The organism is Parasediminibacterium schistidii (genome assembly GCF_046546515.1).
Taxonomy (GTDB): Bacteria; Bacteroidota; Bacteroidia; order Chitinophagales; family Chitinophagaceae; genus Parasediminibacterium.
Map to the genome: position 1 here is coordinate 1 of NZ_JBKHKJ010000077.1, position 2894 is coordinate 2894.

The 2894-nt window shown below is 33.8% G+C and carries 6 protein-coding genes; 4 read left to right on the forward strand and 2 right to left on the reverse strand.

Annotated features, from left to right (window positions below; translation table 11 throughout):
- Nucleotides 1–253 precede the first annotated feature (253 nt).
- Both ACHFIY_RS19175 and ACHFIY_RS19180 read right to left on the reverse strand, forming a co-directional pair.
- Nucleotides 254–481, reverse strand: a complete 228-nt coding sequence (locus tag ACHFIY_RS19175) for a DUF8507 family protein (protein WP_410847743.1) — start codon at nucleotides 479–481, stop codon at nucleotides 254–256.
- Between the two features lie 306 nt (nucleotides 482–787).
- Nucleotides 788–937 (reverse strand): hypothetical protein, encoded by a 150-nt coding sequence (locus ACHFIY_RS19180; RefSeq protein ID WP_410847744.1) that lies wholly within the window; start codon nucleotides 935–937, stop codon nucleotides 788–790.
- A 133-nt stretch (nucleotides 938–1070) separates the two neighbouring features.
- Here ACHFIY_RS19180 and ACHFIY_RS19185 point away from each other — a divergent pair, with 133 nt between their 5' ends.
- From ACHFIY_RS19185 to ACHFIY_RS19200, 4 genes are all read left to right on the forward strand, one after another.
- Nucleotides 1071–1889, forward strand: a complete 819-nt coding sequence (locus tag ACHFIY_RS19185; RefSeq protein ID WP_410847745.1) for a restriction endonuclease — start codon at nucleotides 1071–1073, stop codon at nucleotides 1887–1889.
- Nucleotides 1889–2233 carry a hypothetical protein gene (locus ACHFIY_RS19190; RefSeq protein WP_410847746.1) on the forward strand — a complete coding sequence of 115 codons (345 nt, stop codon included), beginning with the start codon at nucleotides 1889–1891 and terminating at the stop codon, nucleotides 2231–2233. Before ACHFIY_RS19185 ends, ACHFIY_RS19190 begins: the two co-directional genes overlap by 1 nt.
- A gap of 186 nt (nucleotides 2234–2419) precedes the next feature.
- A complete protein-coding gene (locus ACHFIY_RS19195) occupies nucleotides 2420–2722 on the forward strand; it encodes a nucleotidyltransferase family protein (protein WP_410847747.1) in 303 nt (100 codons plus the stop codon).
- Nucleotides 2722–2894: HepT-like ribonuclease domain-containing protein (locus ACHFIY_RS19200; RefSeq protein ID WP_410847748.1), on the forward strand; the 173-nt coding region annotated here is incomplete at its 3' end. The genes ACHFIY_RS19195 and ACHFIY_RS19200, both read left to right, overlap by 1 nt.

The following is a 2894-nucleotide window of genomic DNA, read 5'->3' on the forward strand; positions in this document are numbered from 1 at the left end:
ATTCAAATAGCATTTTATTACAGCAATGGTTCTGTAATAATTGCATTGTGCCCTTTAAGTGAAACGTTTTTCCTTTTTTAAAGCCTTAGTGAACCTTGTGTAATAGCTTTGTAATGTTTCCGAAATAACTTTCCCCATTCTGTAAGGGATACCTGCAAGACCTGTCAGATTTTTTGAAACCTGCCAGGTCTAAATGGGTAAAGTTATTTTGACAACGTTCCTTTGTAAAAACCCCTATTTAAACTGTCGGTATTTAGTTTTTTATGGACGAACGAAAATGCTTCACATCCAATTTTTCAAGGGCAATGCCATTTTCTGTTTCCCACTCATCCACTTTTTCATCCAATTGTTTTGCTAGTAGTTTCACGGCCAACTGCTGCATTTGCATAAAATCTTCCTGCGGCAATGGTTTTTTAAACAATCGCAACATCATTACTTGCTGTTCATTTAGTGAAGTGGCAGTATTTTCATTATACAACATAGCCCCTGTATTTTCATTAAAGGTAAATAGATATGCTCATATTTAAAGTGTGTTATCCAAAAAAAGCATCAACAAAGTATTGCTAAAAGAAGACGAGCGCAAGAAAACCTCGAAGAGCATGTCTAGCAAGGCAGTCGGATAATATTTCGTTTCTTATAAATGTAGAACGGTTGATTAAATTTTAATTGGATTAGCCGTTTTTTGTTTTAGGGGTATTAAGAAGGCTGTTTATTGTGTTTCCTATGCTTATCAATATATGCCCACATTTCTAATGGCGAGTGTACCATTGTTTTGCCCGCTTGTATATCAGCCCACCTTATTCTCCAATAAGTTAATGGTCTCAATGTCTTCTTTTACGATAGAATTGTTGGGAAGTAAGCTATCCCACAACTTTTCAGCAATCCTTCTCTTATCTTTTTGCGGCAATGCCAGCAACGCATTTATATCCACATCCATAATCTAAAATTTTTACTACGTAAGTATTCTATTTTATTGCTTCATCAATCTAATTAATATTTGCAAAATGATTGTTTTATTGTATCCTTCAAATCATTATTTTTATTGATAATTAATTAGGAAATTAATAATAATGGCTGAATTCCCAAAAAGAGAATACTTTTTTAAACCTGTAATGCAAGCCATTCAAGTGCTAGGCGGCTCGGGCAGTAATGATGAAATAAATAACAAGGTAATTGAAATCCTTAAAATTTCAGAGGATTTGCTAACATTACCGCATAAGAATACAAATCAAACTGAATTTGAATATGAAATGGCATGGGTAAGAACAATGCTAAAAAGTCAAGGTTTATTAGAGAATTCTCAGAGGGGAGTTTGGTCAATTAATGCAAGTGCTGATTTTTCTTTGCTTAAACTAAAAATGGATAATCAACTTGAATTTCAAGTAAGTGCTGAGGTAAATGAAGATGAAAATTGGAAAGAAAGAGTGATAGATGTAATAACAGAGTATTTGTCGCCTGCAGCTTTTGAAAGATTAATTCAAAGACTTTTAAGAGAAAAGGGATTTACACAAGTTGAAGTTACTGGTAGGTCAGGTGATGGAGGAATTGATGGTAGAGGGATAGCAAGAATTAATGGCATATTGAGTTTCCATATTATTTTTCAATGCAAAAGATATAAAGCCACTTCAAAAGTCGGTTCAAAAGACATTAGAGATTTTAGAGGTGCCATGGTTGGAAGAACTGATAAAGGGTTATTTATTACAACTGCATCTTTTACTAGGGATGCAATTGCCGAAGCAACCAGAGATGGTGCACCAACTATTGATTTAATGGATGGCGACAAATTAGCCGAAAAATTGAAAGAATTAAACCTTGGCTTAAAAGTAGAATTAAAAGAAATCGTCAAGGTTGATGAAGATTGGTTTAAGAATTTTGAAAAAGCAGTATAATGGAAACTACAAAGATTGAAAACTTAACGGAAGACGAATTTCATAAGAAATTCAAACGTCAAAAAAATCAGTTTGACAATAACGCATCATTTGATGGCTGTCTGTTTGAAACTTATGGAATTGAACTCGATTATGTATATGAAATGAGTAAAAATAGTCGTGTTTTAACTATCATTGAAGGCGATGAAGAACTGGAAGAAACTTTTATTGATAGCTCAGGGGTTGAAATAACAGAAACCATTCCCAATATGTATTATGCAAGTGGATTCCATTTTGTAAATCGTATGGGATATTTTGTGTTAGACAAGCCTTATGAAAACGAATTCGAAGTGAAAGTTGAATAAATTCGTAAAAAAGTTGTAAGACCAATAACATCATTTGCAGCGTTGAAAGAAGCGGTGATGGCAAACAACTTCGCTTTGTACGCACGTTTAAAAATGGCTCATTTGAAGTATATAAAACGGTTAGTTTCTTTTTGTGTTAATAAAATTCAATATTTTTATTACTTAAAAGGAGGTTGGAAAAATACCATGGAAAAAATAGTGGCGCAACATTTAGAGGAAATAAAGAAACTTTTTTTGCACTATGGTGCAGAAAGTGCCTATTTATTTGGCAGTGCCGCTAAAGATACCGCAACAGAAAAAAGTGATATTGACTTCTTGTTTAGCTTTCCTGCCAACTTAGACTACGAAACCTATGCCAACAACTATTTCTCTTTGGCACATTCGCTTGAAAGCTTATTGAATAAACGGGTAGATTTAGTAGCAGAAAAAACATTACAAAACCCATACTTGATAGAAAGTATTAATGAAAGCAAAATCCAATTGCTATGATGCCAAGCAGGGAAGAAAAAAAATTATTGACTGACATCAAAGAATCTATCGTTGCAATAGACGAACACCTTGAACAAAGAAGGGTTTTTAGCGAATACCTCTCCAACAAAACCAAAAGAAGAGCGGTAGAACGAGAGCTGGAAATAATTGGTGAAGCAGCAAACAGGTTATA